19 protein-coding genes are annotated in these 23,927 nt (G+C 40.9%); 14 read left to right on the top strand and 5 right to left on the bottom strand.

Annotation, left to right across the window (positions count from 1 at the left end; translation table 11 throughout):
* Positions 1-75: 75 nt before the first annotated feature.
* The gene (locus tag NSQ94_RS11665; protein ID WP_339199658.1) at positions 76-1,413 is read right to left on the bottom strand and encodes a 5'-deoxyadenosine deaminase; all 1,338 of its coding nucleotides are present in this window, start codon (positions 1,411-1,413) and stop codon (positions 76-78) included.
* Between the two features lie 176 nt (positions 1,414-1,589).
* Here NSQ94_RS11665 and NSQ94_RS11660 point away from each other — a divergent pair, with 176 nt between their 5' ends.
* From NSQ94_RS11660 to NSQ94_RS11605, 12 genes are all read left to right on the top strand, one after another.
* The gene (locus NSQ94_RS11660) at positions 1,590-1,952 is read left to right on the top strand and encodes a Na-translocating system protein MpsC family protein (protein WP_339212478.1); all 363 of its coding nucleotides are present in this window, start codon (positions 1,590-1,592) and stop codon (positions 1,950-1,952) included.
* A 169-nt stretch (positions 1,953-2,121) separates the two neighbouring features.
* Positions 2,122-2,964: a creatininase family protein gene (locus NSQ94_RS11655; RefSeq protein WP_327873890.1), complete on the top strand. Its 843-nt coding sequence runs from the start codon at positions 2,122-2,124 to the stop codon at positions 2,962-2,964.
* 52 nt (positions 2,965-3,016) lie between these two features.
* The gene (locus NSQ94_RS11650; protein ID WP_339229182.1) at positions 3,017-4,357 is read left to right on the top strand and encodes an FAD-binding oxidoreductase; all 1,341 of its coding nucleotides are present in this window, start codon (positions 3,017-3,019) and stop codon (positions 4,355-4,357) included.
* A 123-nt stretch (positions 4,358-4,480) separates the two neighbouring features.
* Entirely contained in the window at positions 4,481-5,491 is a 1,011-nt protein-coding gene (locus NSQ94_RS11645; RefSeq protein ID WP_339229180.1) for an ABC transporter substrate-binding protein, read from the top strand.
* Between the two features lie 42 nt (positions 5,492-5,533).
* Positions 5,534-6,892: an amidohydrolase family protein gene (locus NSQ94_RS11640; RefSeq protein WP_339229178.1), complete on the top strand. Its 1,359-nt coding sequence runs from the start codon at positions 5,534-5,536 to the stop codon at positions 6,890-6,892.
* Positions 6,858-8,120 (top strand): cytosine deaminase, encoded by a 1,263-nt coding sequence (gene codA, locus NSQ94_RS11635; protein WP_339229176.1) that lies wholly within the window; start codon positions 6,858-6,860, stop codon positions 8,118-8,120. Before NSQ94_RS11640 ends, codA begins: the two co-directional genes overlap by 35 nt.
* A gap of 93 nt (positions 8,121-8,213) precedes the next feature.
* On the top strand, positions 8,214-8,912 hold the full coding sequence (wrbA, locus tag NSQ94_RS11630) for an NAD(P)H:quinone oxidoreductase (RefSeq protein ID WP_063386893.1): 699 nt from the start codon (positions 8,214-8,216) through the stop codon (positions 8,910-8,912).
* 61 nt (positions 8,913-8,973) lie between these two features.
* A complete protein-coding gene (locus NSQ94_RS11625; protein ID WP_339229174.1) occupies positions 8,974-9,999 on the top strand; it encodes an XdhC family protein in 1,026 nt (341 codons plus the stop codon).
* Positions 10,000-10,141: 142 nt separating this feature from the next.
* On the top strand, positions 10,142-10,342 hold the full coding sequence (locus tag NSQ94_RS11620; RefSeq protein WP_094245581.1) for a hypothetical protein: 201 nt from the start codon (positions 10,142-10,144) through the stop codon (positions 10,340-10,342).
* Positions 10,343-10,442: 100 nt separating this feature from the next.
* On the top strand, positions 10,443-11,312 hold the full coding sequence (locus NSQ94_RS11615) for an FAD binding domain-containing protein (protein ID WP_339229170.1): 870 nt from the start codon (positions 10,443-10,445) through the stop codon (positions 11,310-11,312).
* Positions 11,313-11,362: 50 nt separating this feature from the next.
* On the top strand, positions 11,363-13,618 hold the full coding sequence (gene pucD / locus NSQ94_RS11610) for a xanthine dehydrogenase subunit D (protein WP_339229168.1): 2,256 nt from the start codon (positions 11,363-11,365) through the stop codon (positions 13,616-13,618).
* Positions 13,600-14,130 carry a (2Fe-2S)-binding protein gene (locus tag NSQ94_RS11605; RefSeq protein WP_339229166.1) on the top strand — a complete coding sequence of 177 codons (531 nt, stop codon included), beginning with the start codon at positions 13,600-13,602 and terminating at the stop codon, positions 14,128-14,130. Before pucD ends, NSQ94_RS11605 begins: the two co-directional genes overlap by 19 nt.
* Before the next feature lie 2,618 nt (positions 14,131-16,748).
* Here NSQ94_RS11605 and uraH read toward each other — a convergent pair.
* From uraH to NSQ94_RS11585, 4 genes are all read right to left on the bottom strand, one after another.
* Positions 16,749-17,111, bottom strand: coding sequence for a hydroxyisourate hydrolase (uraH, locus tag NSQ94_RS11600; RefSeq protein ID WP_094245585.1), 363 nt, complete (start codon positions 17,109-17,111; stop codon positions 16,749-16,751).
* 271 nt (positions 17,112-17,382) lie between these two features.
* On the bottom strand, positions 17,383-17,892 hold the full coding sequence (gene uraD, locus NSQ94_RS11595; RefSeq protein ID WP_094245586.1) for a 2-oxo-4-hydroxy-4-carboxy-5-ureidoimidazoline decarboxylase: 510 nt from the start codon (positions 17,890-17,892) through the stop codon (positions 17,383-17,385).
* A 20-nt stretch (positions 17,893-17,912) separates the two neighbouring features.
* Positions 17,913-19,235 carry a nucleobase:cation symporter-2 family protein gene (locus NSQ94_RS11590; protein ID WP_339229164.1) on the bottom strand — a complete coding sequence of 441 codons (1,323 nt, stop codon included), beginning with the start codon at positions 19,233-19,235 and terminating at the stop codon, positions 17,913-17,915.
* 186 nt (positions 19,236-19,421) lie between these two features.
* Positions 19,422-21,038 carry a PucR family transcriptional regulator gene (locus NSQ94_RS11585; protein WP_339229162.1) on the bottom strand — a complete coding sequence of 539 codons (1,617 nt, stop codon included), beginning with the start codon at positions 21,036-21,038 and terminating at the stop codon, positions 19,422-19,424.
* A 178-nt stretch (positions 21,039-21,216) separates the two neighbouring features.
* On the opposite strand from NSQ94_RS11585, the gene allC reads away from it, so the two are divergent.
* Together allC and NSQ94_RS11575 are read left to right on the top strand one after the other, a co-directional pair.
* Positions 21,217-22,464, top strand: coding sequence for an allantoate deiminase (gene allC, locus NSQ94_RS11580; protein ID WP_339229160.1), 1,248 nt, complete (start codon positions 21,217-21,219; stop codon positions 22,462-22,464).
* Positions 22,465-22,484: 20 nt separating this feature from the next.
* The gene (locus NSQ94_RS11575) at positions 22,485-23,729 is read left to right on the top strand and encodes an alanine--glyoxylate aminotransferase family protein (RefSeq protein WP_339229158.1); all 1,245 of its coding nucleotides are present in this window, start codon (positions 22,485-22,487) and stop codon (positions 23,727-23,729) included.
* Positions 23,730-23,927: the final 198 nt, after the last annotated feature.

Below are 23,927 nucleotides of genomic sequence, written 5' to 3'. Positions count from 1 at the left end.
AATGTTGATATATCAATGTTTATGATGTTTCGTTTTCAATGGATTTTGACTTTCTAAGACACCCTTTTTCGGATTTCAGTGGAAAACTGCTTTTTCTTTTTTGAGCATTCTTTTGATCGAGCGGTCTGCTTCTCTTAAAACAATTTCCTTGTCGAGTGTTTTTATTTTTTTGTTTTCCATTACAATCTCCCCATTTATAATGGTTGTTTCTACATTATCCCTTGAAGCAGAATAAACGATCCGCGAAATCGGATCAGCTTCAAAGGAAGGGAAAGTATGAAAATGATGTAAATTTAGAATCACTAAATCTGCTTTTTTGCCGATTTCAATACTGCCAATCTCTTTTTCCAATCCGACCGCTTTTGCCCCGCCGATGGTCGCCATTTTAAATACCTCTTTTGCTTTCATTGCGGAAGGGCCGTGCTTCGGCTTTTGGATGAGGGCTGCAAGCTTCATTTCCTGAAACATATTTAAATTATTGTTGCAAGGCGCTCCGTCTGCGCCTAAGCTTAACGAAACTCCCATTTCCATCAGCCCGGGAATATCCGCAATTCCTGAAGCTAATTTTAGATTAGACCCGGGGCAATGGCTAACATTTACTCCTCTGTCTTTAATGATTTTCTTTTCTTTTTCATCCAGCCAGATGCAGTGCGCCAAAATCAATCGTTTATTGGCAAGTCCAAGATAGTCAAGATATTCGATATTTCGCATCCCTGTCTGCTGTTCAACCAGCCTGATTTCTTCCTGATTTTCCGCTGCATGAGTATGAACTTTTACTTGATATATTTCAGAAAGCCGTTGAACTTCTTTTAACAGTTCTTCTGTACATGAAAGGACAAATCGGGGAGAAAAGGCATATTGAATTCTTCCGTTTGCAAACATATGCCATTTTTCAAGCAAATCAACGCTTTCTTGGAGAGAATCAGTTGTTTTTTCGCGAAGCTCCATTGGCACATCGTCGCCACGATCCATCATCACCTTGCCTGATAAAGCTCTGATTCCGCTTCCTGCAATCGCTTGAAACGCTGCTTCTGTATGGTGAACGGTTTCCATATCGACAATCGTTGTGGTCCCGCTTTCAATCAATTCTCCAATGCCGAGCAATGCGGAATAATAGATCGATTCCTCATCATGTGCTGCTTCCAATGGCCAAATTCGTTTTTTCAGCCAATCTAACAATTCTAAGTCATCCGCCCGTGAGCGGAAAAGTGTCTGGCATAAGTGAACATGGGTTTGAATGAAGCCCGGAATGACGGTCCGATTTTCTGCATTGATGATTTGATCGGCGTCGCATGCAAGATTTTTCCCTATGTTGCTTATGATGCCATTTTCTATGAAAATATCTCCCGTGAAAATTTCATCCGCATGATTCATCGTAATAATTTGTGCGTTTTTGATCAACAGGCTCTTCATATTCCTTTCTCCTTGCTATAAGTATTGAAATTCATTCTAAGAATGTATGCAGGTAAATTCAATAAAAATGTAAGAATTTATGACAAAAATAAAAAAATGTGGAAAAAAAGTTAACAAAGAAATAATCAAACATTTTGAAAAATTGTAAAATCATTTTTAAGAAAAGAGGTGGTTTTTTGAAAGACAAAAGCCTTTTGACAGAACAGAGGCAATCATTAAAAAAAGATATTGCGAGAATTTACAACGAAGTAAATAAAGAAATTTTTCAAACAGGTGTGATTCAACTGCGAGTTGAAGTAACGGATGAAAAAATTTTAATTTTCGGGTTGCATAAACGGGATCCTGCTTTGCAAATTCTTGAAAAAGTAGATGGGGCTTTGACGATGTGGGCAGATTCGTTATTAATTGATGAATTTAAAAAGCGATTTAAATATAAAATGGAAACAATTGTCGGACTTAACGTTTTTTCGGTTTTAAAAGATTATGATCCTTCCACTGGCTCAGCATGCTTGACAATTATTCTTAAAAAAATGAGTTAGCTTGAAGGACGTTTTCCGTCCTTTAGGCTATCCATAGTTCATTCGGTATTGTTTTGATCCTGTTTACGGGATGGAAACAAGCCGTAGGAAAGAAAAGACTTATTGTTTTTCTTTTCCTGCGGCTTTTCTTTTTTCACAAAAGTAATTATTTGTTCGGAGGGGATACGGCATGGAATTTCGCTACCAGGGAGAAGCGTTTGAACAGAAATTTTTTGCAAGACTAACGAGTAAGGAAATTGCTGAATTGCCAAAGCAAAATGCTTTAATCATTTTGCCGGTTGGCGCAGTTGAACAACATGGGCCTCATTTACCGGTATTTACTGATTCTTTAATAGCGGAGGGGATTTTGCATTCAGCTTGCAAACATTTAAAAGAAGAAGATAATATTTGGATTTTGCCTCCAATTGCGTACAGCAAAAGCATCGAACATCTCGGATATGCAGGAACCATCTCATTATCTGGGAGCACTTTAGAGGCAATGATCAAGGATATTGCCGCAAGTCTGAAAAAAAGCGGATTTAGAAAATTCGTCTTATTTAATTCACATGGAGGAAACCATGATTTACTCAATTCCGTTGCCCGCGATATCCGCATTGAAACAGGTTTGATGACTTTCCGGTTGAACAGCTATGACTTCAATATCTCAGAGGATCTCATTGAGGAAAAAGAGGCTGCATACGGAATCCACGGGGGAGAAATCGAAACATCCTTCATTCTTTCCTTCAAAACCGATTGGGTGAAAAAAGAGCTTTGTCCCGATGAGTTCATCCAGTTTCCGGAGAGCGCAAAGCATCTTCAATTAAAAGGCAGCCATTATGTTGCTTGGAGGATGGAAGATATTTCGAAATCCGGGGTTTTAGGAAATGCAAAAAAAGCTTCTAAAGAAACGGGAGAAATCATCGCCAACCGTTTGGGTGAAAAGCTGGCGGTTGTTTTGCGGGAAATGGCGGAATTCGAAATGGAAGATCTCATCAACATGTCTTCCGAAAAGCAGTACAGTCCTTTGACATAGAATGGATGATCAATTGCTTCAAACATAAAGAAAACTTTGGAGGTGTGGAAGCATGGCTTGGAAAAAAGAAATACAGCAGCTTTTAGGGAAGGAAAAAGTTCTGTTCGATGCAGCTTCAAGAGGAAAATTTTCTAAAGATTATTATTGGTATTCACCCATTCTCGCACAAAAGCTAAAGGATAAACTGGCCGATTGCATCGCCTTTCCGGAGTCAGAAGAGGAATTAGTTTCGTTAATATCATTCGCCGTAAAAAGAAAAATTCCGATTACGGTCAGAGGTGCTGGAACAGGAAATTATGGTCAGGCCGTACCTCTTCAAGGCGGTATTGTGATCGACATGACGAGGTTTCATCAAGTACTTGAAATCGGCGAAAACGCTGTAACGGTACAAGCGGGAATAAGAATCGGCAAGCTTGAACGGATATTAGAGCGAAGCGGAAAAGAGCTGCGAATTATGCCGAGCACATATATTCAAGCAACGATTGGCGGTTTTGTGGCGGGAGGATCGGGAGGAATCGGCTCCATTACATGGGGCAATTTGTGGGACGGCAATGTGCACAGCGCTTTCGTTTACACAATTGAGGAAAAGCCGAGAAAAATTGTTGTTTCAGGCGATAAACTCGAGCAATATATTCACAATTACGGAACTTTAGGTGTCATGACAGAGCTGCAATTGCCGATCGAGGAGAAAACAGATTGGATGCAAGCAATGGTTTTTCATGACCATTTAGATGAAGCGATAAATTTCGCCCATCAATTTTCGGGAATAGAAACTATGAAAAAAAGGCTCTTATCAGTATGTGAAGAAGCTTTGACAAAGCATTTCGCTCCTTTAAAACAATATATTTTGCCTGAAAAAACGTTAACGATGATTGAGGTCGATGAAAAAGCAAAAAGTGAATTTGTCGAACTCGTTTCCGAACATAAAGGAATATTGGCACATACCATTCCTGCCAATCAGTATCGAAAAGGGGTCCGCCTTTCGGATTTTACTTGGAACCACTCCACGCTGTGGGCCTGCAAAAATGAAGACAATATTACTTACTTGCAAGTTGAGTTTGATATTCAACACCTTTATCATCAAGTCCATTTGTTAAAAAAGGAATTTGGTGAAGAAGTCCTTCTTCATTTTGAATTTATAAAAAGAAACGGAGCAATTATTCCAACGGCCTTGCCGGTCGTTCGTTTTACAAGCGAGAAACGGCTGTATGAAATCATACAATTTTTCCTGAATATAGGAGCTAAAGTGCATGATCCGCATACTTATTTGTTGGGATTCGGCGGTTGGAGTTTACGAATGGATGAAATCATAAAAATCAAGCAAAAAAATGATCCGTTTCATTTGCTGAATCCAGGAAAAATAGCGGACGTCACCTCTTATGCACAAGTGTAACGATGGGAAAATGAATTGAAACGGCTGAAATATACCGAAAAAAGTTCTTATTATCGGCACTAGGTTCTTGGCATGAAGCAGAAATGTAACTAGAAAAATATCAAAAATAGTAGGAGGATTCGTATGCAGGCAAAAGGGAAGGGATATACAAAAATCTTCATTTTATTTCTACTCGTTCTTTTAGCTGGATGCGGCAGCCAATCAGCTTCAACTAATAACGAAGGAGTCAAAGAGGACTCAGAAAAATTGGAAAAAGTGAAGCAAGTCACGAACTGGTTTGCCGAACCGGAACATGGAGGCAACTATGCAGCTTTGATGAAAGGTTTTTATAAAGAAGCAGGCATTGATATGGCAATAGAGCCAGGCGGGCCGCAAGTTTCCCCCATTCAAATAGTGGCATCTGGGGAAGCTGATTTTGGAATCACTCAAGCTGACGATATTTTATTAGCTCGCGATAAAGGAATACCCATTGTGGCGATCGGAGCCATTTTTCAAGTGAACCCGCAGGCGTTGTTGTACCATGCTGATCAAACTATTAAAGATTTTTCCGATTTGAATGGGCGAACGGTGTACACGGCACCTGGAACAGGGTACTGGGCATATATAAAAAAGGCCTATCAGCTCGACAATGCGAAAGAAATGGCATATAGCGGACAGTTGACCCCATTTATAGAGAATAAAGAGTCAGTTACCCAATGCTACATTACGGCAGAGCCTTTCGCCTTAAAGCAGCAAGGAATCGAAACGAAATATTTGCTCATACACGATTCCGGCTACCAGCCTTATGGCAATGTAATATTTACAACCGAAAAAATGCTGAAAGAAAAACCTGATCTCGTCAAACGGTTTATGGAAGCGACAACGAAAGGGTGGGAGTATTATAAAGATCATTCGGATGAAGTAAATCCTTTTATACATGAATATAATCCTGATTTATCAATGGAGGCGCTCGAATATGGGGCCGAACAGCAGCTGAACTTAATTTTCGGGCACGATGCGAAAGACCACGGCTTCGGCTATATGTCTCAAGAACGGTGGAACACCTTGCAAAATCAACTCTATGAACTAGGTTTAATTAAAAAGAAAGAAGATATTGCCAATGCCTACACGAACGAATTTTTGGCGAAAAATTAAAAATGCGCCTCGGAGCAAGTTGGACAAAAAGGGGAGAAAGCTATGAGTCAACTGCATTTGCTGAATGTTTGTCTGCCGCTTGAAGATCCTGGTTCTCTCTTTGAAATCATCATTAACGATGATCGATATGAAAAAATCACAAAGCAGCCTTCTTATCTTCAGCGCGAAGACTTTAAAACTTTAGAGGCCCTTAACTCATCCTCCGATTCATTCATTGATTGTCAAGGATATGTGTTGCTGCCCGGCTTTGTTGATGCTCATATGCATTTAGATAAAGCCTATTCTCTCAGTAAAGTTCCGAACGCAAGCGGGACGCTTCAAGAAGCAGTAATAAATTACCGGAAGCAATCTCCCCATTTCACGGTGGAAGAAATTGAGTATCGGGCGATGAAAACTGCACTGAATGCACTAAGCCATGGTACAACAGCCATTCGCACACATGTCAATTTTGAATTGCCTTTAGGGGAAGACGTCGTGTTCCGGGCGTTGACAGCTGTTTTAAACGTAAAAGAAAAATTAAAACAATACATTACGATTCAAGTCATTCCAATGTTTTTACTGCCTGACGACGATTCGAAACGAGAGCTGGAATGGATTGAACAAGCGATCAAAATGGGGGCTGATGGAATTGGCGGAGCTCCTCATTTAGCTGAAAACCCTGAGAAGCAAATTGACGGTTTGTTTTCGTTGGCGGAAAAGTACGACAAACCGATTGATTTGCATGTAGATGAAAGTGATGATCCGAACGTATGCACACTGGATTATATTATCCAAAAAACAATGGAGCGGCAATATCACAATCGCGTTGTAGCCGGCCACCTTTGTTCGTTGGCGCCAATGGAACAAGAAAAAGCTCTTTCTTTAATTGAACGGATGGCGGCGGCACAAATTGGAGCGGTGACGCTGCCGGGTGCCAATATGTACTTGCAAGGTCGATTTGATCAAGGGATTGTCCGCCGCGGCGTCACAAGAATTCATGAAATTTTGCAAAGCGGGGCGACGCTTGCAACTGCTTCCGATAATGTCCATGATCCATTTCATCCATTCGGGAAAGCGGATTTACTGCAAATCGGTTTGCTAACTGCATATGTTGCCCATTTAGGAAGCGGTGAAGGCCTAAAACAAATTATTCGGATGATTACCGAATATCCGGCCAAATTATTAAATTTAAAAAATTACGGTGTAAGATGCGGAGCGAAGGCAAGCTTCGTTCTATTAAAAGCTAGATCAGTAGAAGACATCTTTACGAATCTGCCTGTTGAAAGATATGTGTTTCGAAACGGAAAACTGCTCTATCAATCTAAAAAAGCTGAACATTGGAACGATCGCCAGTTGTTGATGTATCAGCACGAGACGGAAAGCCAATATGCAAAATTTGAAAGGAATTTACAATATGTATGACCTTGTATTAGAAAATATCAGACTGCCCAATCAAGAAAGGCAGCATTTTATCGGGATTCAAAACGGGATCATTGCTGAAATTTCCCCTTATCCCCTGCAAGGAAAAGCAGTGATAGACGGCTGTGGAGATTTAGCCATGCCGCCATTTGTCGAAACACATATTCATCTTGATACGGCATTTACTGCCGGAGAGCCGAGCTGGAATCAAAGCGGCTCGATATTAGAAGGAATTTTATTATGGAACGAACGGAAGCAAACTTTGACGATGGAAGATGTCTACGAGCGAGCCAGGAAGGCGCTGAATCAATTGATGAAATTCGGTGTTTTATATGTAAGAGCGATCGCGGATATTTCCGATGAATGCCTCGTTGCTTTAAAAACATTGCTGAAGCTGAAATCAGACTTGCAGGACATCATCCATTTGCAAATCATTGCTTTTCCTCAAAATGGTTTACTCTCTTGTCCGGAAAATCAGGAACGGATGCTTGAAGCAATCAAGCTGGGCGCTGACGGGGTCAGTGCTGTTCCTCACTTGGAAAGAACGAGGGAGGAAGGGATCGAATCCATTCAATTCTGCTTTTCTTTGGCTGAAAAATACGGCCTATTTCTTCATTTCTTTTGTGACGAAATCGATGATCCGCAATCGAGGTTTATTGAAACAGTTGCATCATTGGCGATTTCATCAGGACTGGAAGACAAAGTGACTGCAAGTCATGCGTGTGCAATGGCCTATTATCCGGATAATTATGCTGCCAAATTATTAGATTTGATTGCGAGTTCCAAAATTCATATTGTAGCTTGTCCTCTGATCAACACGGCAATGCAAGGAAGATATGATTCCTATCCTAAAGGGCGAGGGATTACGAGAATAAAAGAGATGCTGCAAAAAAATATCAATGTTTGCATCGCCCATGACGATATCATGACCCCGTTTTATCCGTTAGGTAACGGGAATATATTGCAGGCTGCACATATGGCTGCTCATGCAGGTCATTTAACGGGAATGAAGGAATTGGAGGAATTGATTAACATGATATCGATAAACGGAGCCAAAGCTCTGCAAATTAACGATTACGGAATAAAGGTAGGAAATGAAGCAAATATCATTATGTTCCCGGTTGATCATGCTATAGATTTGATTCGCCTTCAGCCCCATTGCCGCTATGTGATAAAGAAGGGCAGAGTTTTGCTTCACACCAATCCGATGGAAACCGTTTTTTATATGTAATTTAAAAGGCTTTGATTCTGTCCCAATACTGATATAGAAATATTCAAATCGGTTTTTATTTGTAATTTTAAAAGGTTAGGAGCAGAAAGCTTTATGGCAAATATTTTAGTTGTTTTTTATAGTGCTTTCGGACATATAAGACAAATGGCGCAATCAGTTTGCGAAGGAGCAAAGGCGATTGAGAAAACAGATGTACGATGTGTAAAAATTCCCGAATTTACTGATCGTTTAATTCCGGCTATTAGAGAAAATCCGTTGATGATTGATAAAAAAGGAATTTCCGCAACATTTCAAATTGGAAAAAGAAAAGAAAATTATGAGCGTGAAAGCGAAAAGCAGAAAATATTTAAAACAGCGGAAATAGAAGATTTCCACTGGGCAGATGGAGTGATATGGGGATTTCCGACGTATTTTGGATCGATGCCGTCCCAAGTTAAATATTTTTTAGAAACTATCGGCGACCTTTGTGTGGAAGGCGTACTGGAGGGAAAGCCCGCGGGCATCTTTACAAGCGCTGGTTCCATTCATTCCGGGCATGAAGCGGCCATCTTAACATCCATCGTACCGCTTCTCCATTTCGGAATGATCATTATCGGATTACCTTATACTCAAAATCCGGAATATTTAACGGACGCCCCCATTGGCGGAACTCCGTATGGACCAACAGTTTTAGCCGGCCCTGATGGTTCGCGAAAGCCGTCTGATGAAGAATTAAAAATGGCCGGTCGCCTGGGGAGAAACGTGGCGTATATTGCCAACGCATTGTGTATGCAAAGAGAAAGAAACAGTTGATGATTGCGTTTGAACAAAACAATCATTCTCATTACTTTTCTTTCATAAGAGGGGAATTGTTATGGACTATATCCATGAAATTTTAAAGATTGCAACAACTGAGCCAAAAAAAGCTGTGCTTGCCACTATTATTGATGTGGAAGGCTCCGCTTACCGAAAAGAAGGAGCAGCAATGCTGATTCAGGAGGATGGGGAAACAATCGGCGTAATAAGCGGCGGTTGCCTTGAAAATGACCTGCAAGAAAGGGCGAAGCTTTTGCTTGAGGGCGAGTCGCAATGTATCGTATATGACTTGAAAAGCGAAGATGACTTGTCGTGGGGAAAAGGCGCCGGCTGCAACGGCGTCATACGCATCCTGTTGGAGTGCATCGATGACCGTTTGCGAAAGCATTTATCCCGGCTGCATGATTTGCTTCAAAACGGCAAGGACGTTTTCATCCTAAAACAACTCGGCAAAAATTTTTCCGTAAGCAATTATTTATTTTTTACAGAAGACACGGAAACGTTCGGGGAATGGGCTGGTGCGGTACCGAAACAAATCGATGCCATAGCTGCGCAAGAGAAAAGCGGATTAGTTTGGGTCAATGAACTGTCCTCATATGTATATGTTCAGCGATTTGAGCCTAAACCGAGATTGATTATTTTCGGTGCCGGTTCGGATGCTGTACCACTGTCGCATTTCGCTTCGCGGACCGGTTTTTCGGTTATCGTTAGTGATTGGAGAGAAGCGTTGTGCAATAGATGCCGTTTTCCTGATGCCGATCAGCTTATCATCGCTTTCCCGCGGGAAGCGGCAACGAAAATATATTTTTCCCCCCGCGATTTTGTTGTGCTGCTGACACACCAATTTCAACAGGATCAAGAGCTTTTAAAGCTGTTGTTGCAGCAAAACCTGCGATATATCGGGGTCATCGGTTCAAAAGAACGGACAAAACGCTTGCTGGGAGATCAGGAAATTCCCCGAAACGTTCATTCACCTGTCGGCTTGTCTATTGGGGCAGAAGGCCCTGAAGAAATCGCGATCAGCATTTTAGCAGAATTAATTCAATTGACAAAGCTTCGATCTCCTCAGAAGGTGCGTGCATAATGAAGCCGCAATCACATTTCACAAAAAACCAGGCGCTAATCGGAATGCCAAAGTCACTTGACCAATAGACGAACCGATGGTTATGTACCGACGCGGTATCTAAACTTGTCAAGCCCCTTTTTAGAGTTCTTTTAAAGGCGGCTTGGAAAAGTCGATAGCAGAGCAAGCGGTGCAATTGCACAAAACAGCCGTTTATTCAACTGGAAATCATCAACGATCTCATTTTTCAATACGAAACTTGATACGCAGCAATAAGTTGTTTGATGAGGATGCTGCCAAGCTGGATCGCTTGCCGAGTACGCCGATTTTGTTATCCCTATTTAAGGAAGCGGACAGGCGATAATGGTGCATAATCGGTCAAATGCGGACGTCCACAAGGCATTTCCGTTTCTAATCGCAATATGGTTGCAAAAGCACGTTATTTTACTATCAAAGGAAGGGGGATGAAGTTGAAAACATTGTCCTCAAAAATATGGATGCCAACAGATTTAAGAGAAGCATGGCGATTGCGGCAGCTATTGCAATTAGAATCACACTTTATAGCCGGCGGAACATTATGGCAAACAAAATGGGAAAAAGGAGCACCGCAGCCATCTCATTTAATCAGCCTTGAGAACATAAAAATTTTAGAAGCGATATATGAAAAAGAAGATGGCGGCCAAAACTTTCTTCACTTGGGGGCGCTTATCCGATTGGCTGACTGCCTCCGCCATCCCATTATAAAAGCGAAATGGCCTTTATTGACCAAAGCTGTCAAGACCATTGCTGCACCAGCCGTGCGCAATCTTGGAACGATCGGCGGAAACGTCGCCTCAACAATTGGTGATGCCATCCCCGCCCTGTTAGTGATGGAAGCGAAAATCGGATGTTTTGATGGGGACGACATAAAAAAAATCGATTTAGATCATTGGTTGAATGAAGAATTCAAGGATGATCTTATAACGGAAATAGTGGTGCCGGAAATTTCAGCTCCGCCATCATATGTCCATTTTTATCAAAAAATTGGGAGGAGAGAGGCGTTTTCAGGCTCTGTCGTCACCATTGCAGGGATAATCGGCCAAAATGACAACGGAACAATTGACTTTGCGCGGTTGGCAGCAGGCGGAGGCGAGAATCGTCCAAGGCGATTAAGAATAACGGAGCAATTGCTGGCCGGACGCAAGGTTGAGTCCGCTTTACTAAAAAAGGTACATCAGGCGGTCTTTTCTGAATTTCAACCTGTCGGCGATGCTTTTTTTTCAGCGGATTACCGCAGGCGGGTCGCCGCCAATATAGTCATAGCAGAGCTAAAAAAATTAGAGGAGAAAGATTAATATATTCAGATACGAGCTTTTTCAATTTGGATTATGAAGAAGGGAAGGGATTGAGATTGAAACAAGTGTGCATCAGACCGGACGGAGTAGAAAAAGTAACTGGACATTTAAAGTTTTTAACAGATCTTTCGTTTCCGAATATGCTGTTTGCAAAAATTTTGCGAAGCGAATATCCGCATGCCAATATCGTTTCGATCTCAACGGAAAAAGCGGAGGAATTGCCGGGAGTTCGGGCTGTCATTACAAGCAAGGATGTTTTAGGTTTAAACGGGTTTGGCTTAATCTTTCCTGATCAGCCTGTTTTATGCAAAGATAAAGTTCGTTTTGTCGGCGATGCTGTCGCGGCTGTTGCTGCGGAAACAGAGGAAATCGCCGAAGCGGCGCTTCAGCTGATCGAAGTGGAATATGAGCCGCTGCCGGTTGTTGATGATCCGGAACAGGCTATGCTCCCTTCTTCTCCGCAGCTCCATCCGAACGGGAATATCCTACACCAAGCATCTTATCAAAGCGGCAATGTGGAAGAAGCATTTCAATCATGCGACTGTATTGTAGAGGAAACGTATCAACTTCCAAGGCAAATGCATGCGTACATGGAAACAGAGGGCGGGGTGTTTGTTCCGGAAAAAGACGGCACTTTGACGGTGTATGCCGGCACTCAGCATGGATATAAAGACCGCTATCAATTAGCCCGCATTTTAAATATGCCGGAAGAAGACATCCGCGTCGTCTCAAGCCCGCTTGGCGGCTCTTTTGGCGGAAAAGACGAATTAAACATCCAGCCGTACGGAGCCTTATTGGCGCTGAAAACGGGATTTCCTGTAAAAATTCATCAAACGAGAAGGGAATCGGTGCGGTCAGGAATCAAAAGGCATCCGATGAAAATTAAAATGAAAACAGGTGCGAAAAAAAACGGCAAAATCATCGCCCATCAAGTGCGAATTATAGCGGATACCGGCGCATATGCAACGTTAGGCCCCGCAGTATTGGATTTTGCGGTTGAACATGCGACAGGCCCATACATGATCCCGAATATTCAAGTTGAAGGCTATTCGGTTTTTACGAATAACGGCGTTGCCGGTGAATTTAGAGGCTTTGGAGGAAACCAAGTAACCTTCGCATTGGAAGGGCAAATCGATCGCTTGGCGGTCAAGCTTGGAATGAGTCCGCTTGAACTCAGACAAAAAAATCTGCGCCAGGCACATGATCCCGGTCCTGTCGGGCAAAAAATCGCCCCAACTGACGGCGCTCAACAAGTTTTAAAACAGATCAGCCAATCGAAACTATTAAACAGCTGCCGAAAACAAGATCATAACGGCTTGATTAAGACAGGCGTCGGGGTGGCAATCACCATGCACGGCGGAGGGCTGGGCTATGGACGTTTAGATCCGGCTGGCGGGAGAATTTCATTGAACGAGGAAGGAAAAATCGAAATTGCTTTTGGGTTTGAAGAATTTGGCCAAGGCTTGCTCGCAGTGATTGAACAAATTGCCATTCGAGCAATAGGCTGCTCCCGAGAGGATTTACACATTGTCATCGGCGATACGTACAAAGTCCCGCGTTCAGGCTCATCAACTGCTTCAAGGGGTACGAGCATGGTTTGGCAAGCCATTCAACGGATGAAAGCTCCGTTTCAAAACAGCCTGTTGGAAAGAGCCTCGCAATGTACGGATGTGCCAGTCAGTCAATTAAAAATAGGCGAAAAAGGTGTTTGGCACCAAGATGAGCTGCTGATTTCATACAAAGAACTGGCAAAACAAACGATAGACAAGCCGCTGATCATTGAAACTCGATTTGACTTTCCGGCAACCCCTTGCTCCATACCAGGCGGACATTTTTTATATTCGTTTGCAGCTTGTGCCGTTAAGGTGGAAGTAGATCTGGCAACTGGATTTGTTCGTGTAAAACATTTAGAGCAAGCCGTTGCCGCTGGTCCTGTTATTTTTCCGCAAGGATATTTGGGACAAATTGAAGGCGGATCCGTGATGGCGTTAGGCTATACATTAACGGAAGAAGCGCTGATAGAAAAAGGAACATATGTAACGGAAAACTTTGATTCGTATTTAATTCCGACGATAAAAGATGTCCCCCTTTCGATTGACATCACCGCAATCGAGGAGTTGTGCGAAGAGGATGAATATGGGCCAAGAGGCGTCGGGGAAATTGGCACGGTTGCTGTTGCCCCTGCCATCGCAATGGCCATTTATGATGCGACTGGCATCTGGGTGAATAAGCTGCCGGTATCAAGGGAAGAAATCGTCAATAAGATGATGGAAACGGAGATGAGCAAATGGCTGACAAGCAAATGAGCTCAAGCATAAAATTACCGTCTGAAGAACGAATGCGCATGTCGATTTTTGTGAATGGCAAAAAGAAAGAGCTTGAGATTCATCCGGCCGCTCGGCTAGTTGACATTTTAAGAGAGCAGCTGCATCTGACTGGCACAAAGATTTCCTGCGGAATTGGCCGCTGCGGCGCCTGCTCTGTCATCATGAACGGCAGGCTAGTGAATGCCTGTTTAGTTAGAGCTTATCAAGCAAATGAAAAAGAAATTGTTACAATTGAAGGACTTGCGGAAAAAGGGCTTCATCCGATTCAGCAGGCGTTTTTGGAAGAGGGAGGTTTCCAATGCGGATATTGCACCCCAGGAATGATTATGGCTGTCAAAGCGATTTTGGATCAATATCCGAATCCAACTAGTCAGCAAATAGTTGACGGTTTATCAGGAAATCTTTGCCGATGCACAGGCTACTCCGGTATTATTAGAGCAGTTCAAAAGCTTGATGAAAAAGAAACATCTCGCTTAGACAGCAAATGTTAAGAAGGCGGAGCAGTTCGGCGATTTTTTTAACATGATCAGTTGAAAGAAATTATAGATTTTAGCGTTTTTCGGCTTGTTTCCTTGTCTGCAGCGTTAAAAATTTATGGCTATCGCCGAATGAAATTCGTCATACATCGAAAATAAGTGACCCATAAACAAATATATGCCTGATGAAAACAACCGGTATTCAATCTGTAATTCGTTGTAAAAAGAACCGTTACGTTTCATCATCAGCGGTGCATGTGGCTGAGAATGTATTAAATCGCAAATTTTTTAGCAAGTAAGCCAAATGAAAAATGGCTGACGGATGTCACGGAATTCAAGATAGGAAACGGTAAAAAAGCGTATTTGAGTGCAATTCTAGATCTGTATAGTTATGTATTAGGGCATTCGAACAATCATCAACATGTGTTTCAAACAGTTGATCACGCTATCGCAAGGGTCAAGTCCAACCCTGCCCTAGATTCCTGGCAAATCACATCACCGCTGCTTTTTTTACACAACATTCAGGACTTAATCTATCACAAGTTTAAAAGAACATAAACAACTTTTGATTTATAGTACATCTCATGGGCTTGAGAAGCGAATAATCGAAGCAAAGCGAACACATAGTATGTCAAGAGTGGGACGCTGCATGGAAAACGCCCCAATGGAATCTTTTTGGGCAACCTGAACGTGTGAAAGGTATGATCTGAAACGATATGAAACGTTTAAAGCGTTACAACAAGCGATTAAGAGTTTTATAATAACAAACGCGATCAAGAAAAATTAAACGGCTTAAGCCCATTAGAATTTAGAGCTCAAGCCGTTTAAAGCAATTTATGATTTCCACTGTCTGCTTGACAGGGGACAGTTCAACTTTTGGACAATCCCTTTAAGAAAGTTATTTTCTTTTTAATAAAATAGCTAATATCAATGATGTTTGTAGAGAAATGATAATTAAAAGAGATAGTATTAATTCACTATCTAAAGAAGTATCATAATTAAGTATATAAAATAAAATGACCGATACAACTAGAATAAGAATAAAGTTGGCAATCGTTTGTATCATAGACTTACCACTCCAACTAGATTAATAAGATAAAGTTAATGCGTATGATTTTGTATCTGTTTTTGGAGTTGACGTGATTGATAAACCTGCTGGATAAACTGATATACTAGGTGTTCCAGCAATTCTTTGATGACCATATTCCATTTTTAGCATTTTTTGATTTAGGAACATATACATATTGACCAATGTACCCTTTGTGTTTTGTATGACTAGTAGAAGGTTTTAAATCATATGAGCCAGCCACACCAGCACTTGGCTCCCAATTACTCGGAGAATACTTAATTGAATAATCAATCGAACGTCCATTTCCTTGAGGATCTTGAGAATATCTATGTTGGTGCTGTTTTACTGTTCCTCCGCTAGTTGGTAGATATAATCCTGAATTTGAAGGGAAACCAATAGTCATTTTATCAACTAAATGAAAAGAAGGTGTTTTTAACCATTGAAAGTTACCATATATATAAAATTATCTTCTTTTGAACGATCACTAGTTACTTTATATACTGTTCCACCTAATTTTAAAGTTGAAGAAGCAATAGTTCCCATAGTACTAATTTGTCCTGGTTTAACATCTTTTGGTTCATATATAGTAATAATTTCTGATCTAGAATCTATAACTTTAGCTCCCTCTTCAATTAATTGTCTAGCAACTTCAATGGAGCATCAGCTTTTTCTTGAGTGTTGCCAACTTCATTTACAGATAGTTTAATTCTTCTTGTGTAAGACTTTCTTCATTAACATTTGCATCGTTTTCTGCAGCAAATTCTACTCTAGTAAAATTTAGGGAAAATAAAAATGCAATTACAATAAACCTATTTTCTTAAGCATTTTAAAATCCTCCTTATTTCTGATTTTTTAAAATATTAACACATTTACTAGTCTTTTTTCCATTTTTACAATATTAAAAAATTTATCCTCATATCCAAAGTGTTTGTTGAATGTAAAATAAAAGTAGCGAACCGCATTATTATGGGCGTAAGCCTGTTTGCTGATAGCCTGATGTATTTTATAGAGGAGATGAACGTAAATAGTAAATTTGAAATATATATTGATGAGTTCCGTTTTTTCACATTTTTCATATGGTCTTCTTTCATGCGCATGAAGGTTGCGTCTTTATCCGTTTTAGAATAGCTGTTACGGTTGCCAAAGATTTCTTTTTGTTCCTTGTATTTAACCTGCCGTAGGATAAAATCTTCTCGAATTTGCTTCACAGATTTCTTTCATTGACTGCGCTTTTGTTGTTTGTCCTTATGTATGTTTGTATCTGTTTCCTTTTCGATTTCTTCTGATAACTTTTCCACTTTTTCTTCTAATTTCATAGCGGCTTCCTCTAGGTTTGGTTCTCATCTTTATCTGTATTGATTGTTTTTCTTTTGTTTCGCTCCAGCTTCCAATTGTTGCTCATAAAATCGTCCTTTCTGAAATGTTGTGAGGCAACTTTCTTTTACTAGAAGGGACGATTTTTTTTGCTTTTTTAAATAAAGGGGGTCTCCCAAAAGTCAGTAACGCTGACTTTTGGAAGGCCCCGTTTTTTCATGACGTTGTTGAAGAAAGTATTTGTATCCGATTAACTTCCCCGATACACTTGATACCCCCACGGTGAAATAAGCAATGGAACATGATAATGGGCATTTGCATCAGAAATGCCGAAGCGGACGACGACGTGATTAAGAAACAGCGGCTCCTTCAAGGATAAACCTTTGTTTTTAAAATAATCTCCAATGTAAAACAGAAGTTCATAAGTTCCCGGTGTTAATTGCTGCTCAGTGATGAGCGGTTCGTCAACCCGACCGTTTTCGTTTGTGAATGCGGTTTTGAGCAGCTGTTTTTCCGTTTCGTTTTGATCTGTAACAGAAAACAGCTCGATTTTGACGTTTTGTGCAGGCGTACCGTGAGTTAAATCTAAAATATGTGTTGTTAATCCTTTCATATTCCATCTCCTTATTGACCTTTTTATTTGCCTCGTTTTTCATTTTGGAAGCCCGTTTTGTTACTTTGGAAGCGCTTGTCTGACGGGGCATGGCATTTGAATCACGGCTTTCTTTCACTATTTAACAAGCGTGTAATTTCTTTGGTTATTATTTCTCAGCAGATTCAGTTGTACCGCCATTTATGGCGCTTAAAAAGAATATGGCTTCGTACTGTGCAAAAGATCAAAAATAACGAAAGTCAATTTGTTCTATCAAAATGGAATGTACGTGTCAGCATAGGTTTCTCTCTTCTTTCACTATATCCTTCAGTCGAAAATAGGCAATTTTTTTAATTTCTGCTATTGCTTGCTCTATCTCTGCTTCCGCATTGTTTTTGATTCGCTGTTCAATCGATGCAAATATTTCCTGCTTTGTTTTGCCGCGCACAGCCAAAATAAACGGGAATTGAAATTTTTCCATATACGTTTCGTTTAATTTTAACAATCGATCGAATTCTTCATCTGTCAGTTTTTGCAGCCCCGCTTTTTGTTGTTCTGTTTGCGAAAATCGGGTCATTTTTGTTCTTGCGCCTAAAGCAGGGTGATTGCGAATAAGCGCCAATTTTTCGTGTTCGTCAGCTTGATCCACGATCTCAGCCATTTTGGAAAAAAGCGATTGCACGGAAGAAAACGGGCGGAATTTTTCTGCTTTTTCTGCCACCCATGTTGAATCTTCAAATATCCCGCCTAGCTTCTCAATAAATTCAGCCGCACTGAGTTGGTTAACTTGTTCTATGTCCATTCGGCTTTCTCCTTTCGTTTTTAAAATTTGATCGTTGTCGGTTTTAACTGTTCGACAGCAGAAGATTTTTTCAGTGAGAAATGGTGAAAAAATAAGTTTAAAAAGATGGCTGTAAGACTGCCTGTTATAATCCCATCACTAAAAAGAATTCGCAGCATAGGCGGCAGCTGTGCAAACAAATCAGGAACAACTGTGGAACCCAATCCGAGGGAAATGGAGCAGGCAATTACTAACAAATTGCTTTGCTGTTGAAAATCAACAGTGCTTAACATTTTAATGCCTGAAGCAACGACCATGCCAAACATGATCACCATTGCTCCCCCTAATACAGATGTTGGGATCATCGTGGCAAAAGCAGCAATTTTCGGAATAAATCCAAGGGTGACAAGTATAAAGCCAGCAACGATCGCAACGCTTCTCGTTTTTATATTTGTCAGCTGCACAAGTCCAACGTTCTGAGCAAACGTGTTGTACGGGAAAGCGTTCAAACAACCGCCGATGATGAAAGCCAATCCTTCGGCACGATATCCGCGCGCAAGATCTTGGTCGCTAAGATCTTTTCCGCAAATTTTGCTTAGGGCTAAAAAGGCGCCAGTCGATTCAATCATGATGACAATGCCCACTAATGTCATTGTTAAGATCGGCACAAGCTCAAAAGTAGGTGGACCGAAATACAAAAATTTCGGAGAATGAATCCATGAAGCTTGCATTACTTCTTTCACATCAACCTCTCCCATAAAAGCCGCGGCGACCGTACCCGCGATAATCCCGATAAGCACAGAGATTGCCCGAAAAAAGCCTGTGAAAAATCGATTCATAAACAAAATCAAAAGAAAAACCCCAAATGAAAGGAGCAAATTTTCCGGATCACCAAATTTCGGACTTCCTGCACCGCCCGCCATGTTTTTAATCCCGACCGGTATTAAGGACAGTCCTATAAGGGTGACAACTGTACCTGTCACGACCGGCGGGAACAATAATCTTGTTATTTTGCCAAAGAGCGGAGCAAAAAGAATAATGAATATTCCTGCGGCAATGATCGATCCATAGATTGCATTGATGCCGTACTCTTTTCCGATCCCGATCATCGGTGTAACAGCAACAAATGAAGCACCTAATATGACAGGTAAACCAATGCCGAAATATTTTGTTTTGAACGCCTGCAGCAGGGTGGCGATTCCGCATGTCAATAAATCAATCGCAACTAGATATGACAGCTCCTGCGTCGAAAGGTTTAACGCTCCTCCGACAACAAGAGGAACAACAATGGCGCCTGCATACATCGCCAGTACATGCTGCAAACCAAGTGAAAAAAGATGAGTTCCTCCATTTTGATTTGTCAAGTGACCTCTCCTCCTCTTATGTAAAAAAATCTAACACTAGATGTTATTTGTTTTTCATAATAAAAGAACGATGTAGTGAAGTCATTGGTTGAATTACATAATCGTTTTTGCAAAATTTAGTTAATGTATCTAAAGCTTTATAGACAAATTACATTTTCATTTACTAAAGCTCTTGCCTCAATTTTTTTATAATTGAAGCAAATTTTTTATGCGGAATGCCAAGCGGAGGCTAATAGTGGCTTCTGGATCCTTTAAGCTTTTTCCGATGAGCTCCTCGCATTTTTCTAATCGATAGATCACCGTATTGCGATGAACGAAAAGCTTTTTGGCTGTTTCAGAAATTTGACAATGATTTTCCAAAAATAAAAACAGCGTTTGCAGCAGAGCCTGTTTTTCAGTGTCTGCCGGGTCTGAAAGGTTTGTCAAAATCTGTTCGTAAAAATCAATCAGCTCTTCTTTTGGAATCATTTTCAATAGCGTATAAATATCTTTTTTCTTATGAATTTGAATGAATTCTTGATTTCCGGAATACTGTTCTTCTTCCAGCACTTCCAACGCTTCTTTATAGCCTTTTTTTACATCTAAAAATTGTTGGCAAAGACTGCCGATGCCGAATGAGACAGTCCGTTGGAACCTGCTTCTAATTTTCGCTTGCAATTCCTTTAAAAACGGCATGATGGAAGAATGAAGCTCCAGCCATGATTTTTGAATCGGGAAGAGCAAAATGCCTACGTTCCCCTTCACAAAAAAATGAACAGGATTTGGGAACGCATCAGCTTCTTTTTCCATAAATTCAAAAATCCGTTCATTTTCTTTATGGAATTGTGTAAACGTTAAAGATTTTTTTCTTTCATCCAATTTTCCTGCTGCACAAAAATACGATTGATCATTGCGAATTTTAAATTCTTTTGCTTTAATGACAATCTCTTCTTTTGATTGAAAGGCGCCATCTGTAAAATTGATAAAAAATTCATTTTGAACTTTTCGTTTATGTTGTTTAAGAGCATTTTTTTTCATCAATTCAAATGAAATGACATTTGTCGCTTGTTCAATCGTCAACACAAGCGAAGGACTGTGAAAAGGAATGGCATCAAAAACAATTAAACATCCGCTGTTGCTTTCATGAGTGTAAATGGGAAAAACGGAAACAGTTCGTTTACTAGAAATAATGGAAAAACAAGTGTAAGAGCTTGGCTGTAAGAAAAAGCGAAATCCGTCTGTGTACATTTCCTCGATTTCCGGCAGACTCGATGTAACGGAAGATGAAGAAGCAATCATTTGAAAGTGCTGATCCAACAGTAAAATTGGACAGCCGATCAAGTTTGCCAAATTTTCCAGTAATGAGACGAGCCCTTTTCCTCTTAAAATATGGTTTGTAAATTGCTGATGGATTTCAATCGCATTGAGCAATTCGTTTGTCCGTTTGTCCAATATATAGCTTAATGTCTGGTTCACAACCTCTCCTAACGTAACCTCAATCGGCAATTCAATAATTGGGAAATTTTTTTCATTTGCATACTTCAGGCAAGCCTCCGGAATTTCTTCCAAAAATCGCTTCATTTTAATTGCCAACCCTGCACATTGCTGATCCGCCATATTTTTGATGAGTGCGAGCAGATCATTCGGATTGTCTTTTAAATGAAAGGCAGTTGTTACAAGCAGTTCATTCGGTTTCAGAAAATCGATGATATCCGGTGCATCCATCATATTGACGCTGAAAACTTCTCGATCTTTTCCGTTATGGCCGGCGATGAGCTTGGCATTTTTCATAACGGGAATTTTTAATATTTCGGAAATTTTCATTTTTTCAGCCCCTTTGTCTTCAAATTTTAGTGAACATGCACAAAAGATGGTGAAATTTATATCAAAATTGCCAATGTATATGAAAAAGAATAACGATAAAATAAAGTAAATTCACATTTTATGGAACAAAATATAACAAGGATATTTGCTTATTTTGAATAGAAAAGAGGGAAGAGACATGACAGTTCATTTACTTGGCCCCATTCAGCTTGAAGAGGAAGTTGAAAGGCTGATCGAATGGCTTGCAACATTCGGTAAAACGGAAAAAGGCGGAGTTACCCGGCTGTTATATAGCGAACAATGGCTGTCAGCGCAGGAAGCGTTGAAGGAGAAAATGGAGGAATGCGGATTAGCTCCCTATTTTGATGATGTCGGCAACTTGTTCGGCCGAGCAGAAGGATCATCTCCATCCTCCAAAACAATCTTAACTGGTTCGCATATCGATACGGTTATTGAAGGAGGAAAATATGACGGCGCATACGGCATTATTGCCGGCTTGTTGGCGACTCATTATTTATTAAAGCGTTTTGGAACACCAAAAAAAACGATTGAGGTCGTATCCTTATGTGAAGAGGAAGGCAGCCGGTTTCCGCTTACATTTTGGGGGTCAGGCTCTGTAACGGGGAGGCGCTCTTTTAAGCATATACAAAAAATTGTTGATTCTAAAGGGATTTCGTTTGTGCAAGCAATGAATGAATGCGGTTTTGGACAGGAAAGATTTCGCCAGCCATTTCGAAACGATATTCAATGCTTTATTGAGCTGCACATCGAACAGGGCTCTGTGTTAGAAAAAAAGAAAAAATCGTTGGGCATTGTCAGCGACATTGTTGGACAGCGCCGCTATCAAGTAAAGGTTGTTGGTGAAAGCAACCACGCAGGAACAACCCCGATGCCCTGCCGAAAAGATGCGGTGGCCATTACCTCTGAACTGATTACCTATTTAATGAAACAAGCCAAACAGGTGTGCGACCAACTAAGAGTGACCGTCGGCAAAATAAAGGTTGAACCTAACGTTCCGAATGTGATTGCAGGTGAAGTCGTTTTTACGATCGATATCCGTCATCACGAGGAAGAACTGCTGGAGCAATTTTGTTCAACATTTTCACGTCATTTTAAAAATGTGAGCGCACAATACAATGTCGATATTTTGTTAAATGAATGGCTGAACGTCAAGCCGGTCAAAATGGATCAACAATTGCTGAGGCTGTCAAAAGAAATTGCAGAAGAGCAAAATCTGTCTCATGAAATCTTGGTTAGCGGAGCGGGACATGATTCGCAAATGTTCGGAACCTATTGTCCGACTGCGCTTTTTTTTGTCCCGAGTCATAACGGAATCAGCCACTCGCCGAAGGAATATACCGCAGCGGCTTATTTAGAAAGCGGCGTTAAGTTTTTAATCCATTATTTATATAGATTGGCATATTAAAAGAAAGGATTGTGGACGAAATGAAATTTCTGCCTCTACAGACACCTAATAGAACGATCATGACACCGGGGCCTGTTGAAGTCGATCCGAGAGTTTTGCAGGCGATGAGTACGCCGATTTTAGGCCAATTTGATCCTGCATTTACTTCGATCATGAATGAAGTAATGGAAATGCTTCGTTATTTATTTCGTACGGACAACAAATGGGCGTTCCCTATCGATGGAACCTCCAGATCGGGCATTGAAGCGATGCTGGCGAGCATTATCGAACAGGGCGACAAAGTGCTGATCCCGATATACGGCCGGTTCGGCTATTTATTAACCGAAATATGCGAACGCTACGGGGCTGATGTCACTACAATTGAGCGTGAATGGGGAACGGTGTTTGACCCGGAGGATGTAATTAGAGAAATAAAGAAGGTTCAGCCGAAAATAGTCGCGATCGTCCATGGGGAAACCTCAACGGGGTGCATGCAGCCGCTTGAGGAGATCGGGAAAGCTTGCCGGGAGATGGATGTAATTCTTGTAGTCGATGCGGTTGCGACAATTGGAGGAACGGACGTGAATGTCGACGAATGGCAGCTTGACGGCGTGATCGGCGGGACGCAAAAATGCTTATCAGTTCCATCTGGGATGGCTCCCATCACATATAATGACAGAATTGAAAAAATCGTTTTGTCGCGTAAAAAGGTAGAAAGAGGAATTCGGACGGAATTGGATCAGCAAATGGCCTCAGGTCAAACAATTATTAGCAACTATTTTGATTTAAGCCAGCTTCAAGATTATTGGAGCCCGCGGCGATTAAATCATCATACGGAAGCTACATCAATGCTTTACGCATTGCGTGAAGGCTTGAGGCTTATTATGGAGGAAGGATTGGAAAATCGATTTGCACGCCACCGCCTCCATGAACGGACATTAATGGCCGGGCTGGAAGCAATGGGACTCACATTGTTCGGCGATAAACGCTTTAAACTGCCGACCGTCACATGCGTCAACATTCCGGAGGGCGTCGAAGGAGAATCCGTGCGCCGCATGCTGCTGGATGAATTCGGGATTGAAATTGCCAGCTCGTTTGGCCCGCTCCACGGAAAAATCTGGAGGATCGGTACAATGGGCTACAGCTGCCGCAAAGAAAATATTCTCAAGCTGCTGACAGCATTGGAGGCAGTTCTCATCTATCACGGTGTTCGCATAAACAGAGGTGAAGGAGCACAAGCAGCGCTGAATATGTATGGGAAACAAAAAAGTAAAGTATCATCTTAGATATTTATGATACTTTTTAACATGTTGATCGAACAATTGTTACCAAAAACAGTTGTTCGATTTTTTTAATTTTTGATATTTTACACAAAATCTTTTTTAATTTTTATTTATTTTGACAGTGGATAAATCAAAGAATTACGTATAATATACCAATATAGTTTCATTTTGCGTTAATAAAAGTTACATAAAGGGATGAGA

It is taken from the genome of Aeribacillus sp. FSL K6-2833, from assembly GCF_037965815.1.
Taxonomy (GTDB): domain Bacteria; phylum Bacillota; class Bacilli; order Bacillales; family Aeribacillaceae; genus Aeribacillus; species Aeribacillus composti.
The sequence above is the reverse complement of the archived record's forward strand: the minus strand, read 5'-3'. Positions and strand labels throughout refer to the sequence as shown.

Bases quoted from the DNA above. Each gene is read 5' to 3' on its own strand.
- NSQ94_RS11615 (WP_339229170.1), top strand. From the start codon at position 10,443: ATGAAGTTGAAAACATTGTCCTCAAAAATATGGATGCCAACAGATTTA.
- NSQ94_RS11575 (WP_339229158.1), top strand. From the start codon at position 22,485: ATGAAATTTCTGCCTCTACAGACACCTAATAGAACGATCATGACACCG.
- NSQ94_RS11665 (WP_339199658.1), bottom strand. From the start codon at position 1,413: ATGAAGAGCCTGTTGATCAAAAACGCACAAATTATTACGATGAATCAT.
- allC (WP_339229160.1), top strand. From the start codon at position 21,217: ATGACAGTTCATTTACTTGGCCCCATTCAGCTTGAAGAGGAAGTTGAA.
- NSQ94_RS11650 (WP_339229182.1), top strand. From the start codon at position 3,017: ATGGCTTGGAAAAAAGAAATACAGCAGCTTTTAGGGAAGGAAAAAGTT.
- uraH (WP_094245585.1), bottom strand. From the start codon at position 17,111: ATGAAAGGATTAACAACACATATTTTAGATTTAACTCACGGTACGCCT.
- NSQ94_RS11645 (WP_339229180.1), top strand. From the start codon at position 4,481: ATGCAGGCAAAAGGGAAGGGATATACAAAAATCTTCATTTTATTTCTA.
- NSQ94_RS11640 (WP_339229178.1), top strand. From the start codon at position 5,534: ATGAGTCAACTGCATTTGCTGAATGTTTGTCTGCCGCTTGAAGATCCT.
- NSQ94_RS11655 (WP_327873890.1), top strand. From the start codon at position 2,122: ATGGAATTTCGCTACCAGGGAGAAGCGTTTGAACAGAAATTTTTTGCA.
- NSQ94_RS11585 (WP_339229162.1), bottom strand. From the start codon at position 21,038: ATGAAAATTTCCGAAATATTAAAAATTCCCGTTATGAAAAATGCCAAG.
- NSQ94_RS11625 (WP_339229174.1), top strand. From the start codon at position 8,974: ATGGACTATATCCATGAAATTTTAAAGATTGCAACAACTGAGCCAAAA.
- codA (WP_339229176.1), top strand. From the start codon at position 6,858: ATGCAAAATTTGAAAGGAATTTACAATATGTATGACCTTGTATTAGAA.
- NSQ94_RS11605 (WP_339229166.1), top strand. From the start codon at position 13,600: ATGGCTGACAAGCAAATGAGCTCAAGCATAAAATTACCGTCTGAAGAA.
- uraD (WP_094245586.1), bottom strand. From the start codon at position 17,892: ATGGACATAGAACAAGTTAACCAACTCAGTGCGGCTGAATTTATTGAG.
- wrbA (WP_063386893.1), top strand. From the start codon at position 8,214: ATGGCAAATATTTTAGTTGTTTTTTATAGTGCTTTCGGACATATAAGA.